The sequence below is a fragment of the Algibacter sp. Ld11 genome, assembly GCF_045066735.1.
In the GTDB taxonomy this organism is placed as follows: domain Bacteria; phylum Bacteroidota; class Bacteroidia; order Flavobacteriales; family Flavobacteriaceae; genus Algibacter.
Map to the genome: position 1 here is coordinate 1 of NZ_JBISHH010000012.1, position 3759 is coordinate 3759.

The 3759-nt window shown below is 29.4% G+C and carries 3 protein-coding genes; all 3 read left to right on the top strand.

The window, feature by feature from the left end; genetic code table 11:
- Positions 1-1532, top strand: a 1532-nt coding sequence (locus tag ACJJV4_RS06515; protein ID WP_405292658.1) for a restriction endonuclease, incomplete at its 5' end; no start/stop codon positions are given.
- Between the two features lie 217 nt (positions 1533-1749).
- Positions 1750-2301, top strand: coding sequence for a hypothetical protein (locus ACJJV4_RS06520; protein ID WP_405292659.1), 552 nt, complete (start codon positions 1750-1752; stop codon positions 2299-2301).
- 187 nt (positions 2302-2488) lie between these two features.
- Positions 2489-2722: a hypothetical protein gene (locus tag ACJJV4_RS06525; RefSeq protein ID WP_304403776.1), complete on the top strand. Its 234-nt coding sequence runs from the start codon at positions 2489-2491 to the stop codon at positions 2720-2722.
- Positions 2723-3759: the final 1037 nt, after the last annotated feature.

Sequence of the window (3759 nt, forward strand, 5' to 3'; positions counted from 1 at the left end):
CAACACAGTATAAAAATAATTGTTGTTTTAGGCTTAATCCAAAGGTCGTTGCGCTTTTGTTACGTCTGATTTTCCTGCGGAAAATCCTCGCACACAAAACCACAACTATTCTTATACGTAAACGTTATGCCTTATTAGAAAAAATGAACTGGAAAAAATACGAGGAAGAAATATTTGAAAACTTCAAAAGCGCATATCCTAACACCAAGATTAGTTATAATCAGAAAATTATAGGAAGGTATTCGAAAATAGAAAGACAGATAGATGTTTTAATAGAAGGTCGTATTGCTGGAAAAAAAATTCGTTTAGTAATTGATGGAAAATATTATTCTGAAAATGTTGATGTAAAAGCTGTAGACAGTTTCATATCTATGGTTGAAGACATAGATGCTGCACAAGGTATTTTAATTACTTCAAAAGGATACTCCCAAGCAGCAATTAATAGAGCTTATTATGGACCCACTGATATTGAACTTGACATCTTAAACTTTGATGAATTAAAAAAATTCCAAGGTTTTAATGGATTTACATATAGTGGGTGGCACGGAGCTATAATTCCTGCTCCTTTTGGTTGGATTGTTGATGGAACACAAAGATTTGGAAGCATAGCAAATCTATACCAAAGAGGGAAAACTTATGAAGAAGCTACAAAAAATGGAGAGTTCATTTATATGAACATTTTTAGTTATGATGAAAAAATCAAAAACTTAAATGAAGTAATAAAACTACAAGAAGAAGATACTCTTGATGCTCATCCAACAGCCAGTTTTGAATATACTGACACGATAGAAAGAAAAGATAAAAAAGAAACAATTCTAAGAAAAATATTGAGGACAGAAACAGACCTTGAAGAATATACAGGTTTTGTTGGATTTGATAAATTTTGTGTCTTTTGTGTTTTATTCACTCCTGAGCAATTAAAAACTAAAAATATTAGAAAGCTTGAATACGTTATTGAAAGACTTACACCTATGGATGTAGATTTAAATAGTGTTGCTTCAACTAAAATTAGCGAATGTGAATACTTAATTAGTAAGTCAAAATCTGAACAAGAAAAAGCCGATTTACTTATTCAAATTGCAGAAATTCATAGAGATATGAAACAAGAAGAACTTGCAATAGAAAATTACGAAGAGAGTATTAAAATATTTCCTGAAAATTATGGAGCTACTCTTGCTCTATTTGAAATGCATTATGAAACAAAACATAGAGAAAAATTTACTGACAAGTTCTTTAATATAGCTCCTGGGAATCCAGAAATATGCGATAATATTGCTCAAATGTATTGTCAAAATGAGCATTCAAATATGGTTTTAAAATTCTTTGAAGAAAAATTAAAAAATTATACTGAAAATAATAGAGTTTCGGGAGATATTTTTTTTGTATTAGGTAATGTTTATATGCATTTAGAAGACAAAAAAAATGCCTTATTTAATTTCATTAAATCTAAAGAAAAGCTAAGTAAATGTTTACCTGAAAACCATCAAGTGTTTAAGACTCTAAATCAAATAATAATAGAATTGGAGAAATAACAAGGCATAACAATGGCTAAAATTAATACGGGTTTTGGTGCTTAAACGAAAGTTTAGTGTATTTTTATAAAGTCCGCCAAATCTTTTGATTTGGCTTTAGAACAGAAAAAATTAAAACAAAATAAAAAGCTTTGGCTAATCGCTTAATCCGAAATTAAATGCTAATTTAATCCCGTACTAACCTTAGCCGAAGCCGTTGTGGTTAATTAAAAAAACAATGCAGTTAACATTTATATTTATCGGAATAGTTGGAATTTTACTGTTGATTTACTCAATCCGAATTTTAATTAAATCGAGTAAAAATAAGCAAGTAGCAGAATTTGCTCTTGATTCAGAAATCAAATTAATCGAACTGAATTCAACTGGACTCTATTCTCTTTGCTTTTTAGGTGCTAGATTTCTTGACAATAAAGGAAAATTTAGTGCTGAACTAAAATCGGAAAATGGTAATGTCATAAAACTAAACAAAACTTTTCCAAACTTTCCCTTTACGCAAAATGGAGAGCGCGGATTAGAATTCTGGAATTTTGAAATAAGTGAAAAAGGAAAATACATTCTGACCTTTAAAAATTTGACTGATTTAATTGCTAAAGAGTCAATGCTAATTTCAAAAAGAATGTTACAGAAAAACATAAAACCTGAATCTCTGAAAATACTGTTGAAAGAAACTATTCCGACAAAAAATAAAGTATTTTCAATAATTGGATTAGTATTAGGTGTTAACGCTATGATTTGGGGAGTTTTGATTGGATTAACAGATATATTCTGATAAAAAAAAACTAACCACAACACCGTGTATATTTAATTGCTTCATTGAGCTTACTTGCGAATATTCCTTCGGAATATTCACGGGTTCGTAAATGTTTGCTAACTTAGTTGCCAAACCACGCAACTAACCATACACAAACACGTTGCCATTCATTGGCGGAACGCACTCAAACTGAAAATAAAAAGAAATGAAAAAAACTCTAAAAATAGTTTCTACAGTTTCAATTGTATTATTTGGAATTTTATGGATTTCAAGTAAATTTAATTTCTTGACTGAATTTAATTCTCCCGATATTAGAACGTTTTTTGTTCTAATTTACTTGTTTACAAGTTTAAAGTATTTTCAAATGGAAGTGAAAGATAAAAACGATGAAATTCAGGAATTGAAAATAAGACTGGAGAAAACAAAAAGGGAAATTTAAAATAGACTGAATAAGGAATTTAGCAAGTTTCGGAATTGCTCACTCAATTGGAATTAGAAATATCGCCGAATAAAAGCTCAACAAACATCTGACTGACCAAAGCAATACGCAACTGTTACGTCGGACTGATTAGCGAAACGCAAAAAATACGACTGACCAAAAACGGTAAGAAAAAAAAACAACGAAATGGCAACACCGTGTATAAAAAATTGCTAGTTTTATACTAAACCAATGTCAGTTGCTTTGCTTGCTTGCATCTGATTTTCCTTCGGAAAATCCTCGCACACAAACACGCAACTTTCCATACACATAAACGTTGGTGTTCATTTAAGCAAACGAGATGAAAATATTGAAAGCATATAAATTTTTGACGTATTTATTACAACTATTTTTTGTAGTTGGAATCTTCTTGACGATTAAGGAAATTTATAACGGAACTACAATTTTTGACTATAGAAGTATTTTACTGATTCTGCTATTACTTGTCCTTTTATTATCAGTTAGTTTTTACAATGTTAAATCACATCAATTTCACAATAATAATTTAGAAACATTAGGCAAAAAAGAAATAATTAGAATTAAGGTTTCTACTATGATAAACATATTAATCGGAATAACCATAACTGTGCTTTTTATAGTAAACTTGACTGTATATCATATTAAGGATTTGTCATTTTCTGAAATCTCTAGGACCTTATTGAGTTTGATTTTATTTCTTTATGGAATACTAAAAATGACTCATTCTATTAAAACATTTAAAAAATTAAAAGCAATAAACTGAATAAAATAAAAACGAAACACCAACACCGTATAAAAATAATTACGGTTTAGTGCTTAATCCAAGGTCGTTGCGTGTTTGTAACGTCTGATTTTCCTTCGGAAAATCCTCGCATACAAACCCGCAACTATTCAAGAACTGTGTTAAAAACCTATAAAAAAGCAGTTAATTTTTAAACAATATTCTTCTATTACGTTTTTATCCTAGAATAAAAACATATTGAAATAAATAATTTTATAACTAGGGTTTACCTTACTAA

Coding starts and splice junctions, on each gene's coding strand:
- ACJJV4_RS06520 (WP_405292659.1), top strand. CDS start 1,750: ATGCAGTTAACATTTATATTTATCGGAATAGTTGGAATTTTACTGTTG.
- ACJJV4_RS06525 (WP_304403776.1), top strand. CDS start 2,489: ATGAAAAAAACTCTAAAAATAGTTTCTACAGTTTCAATTGTATTATTT.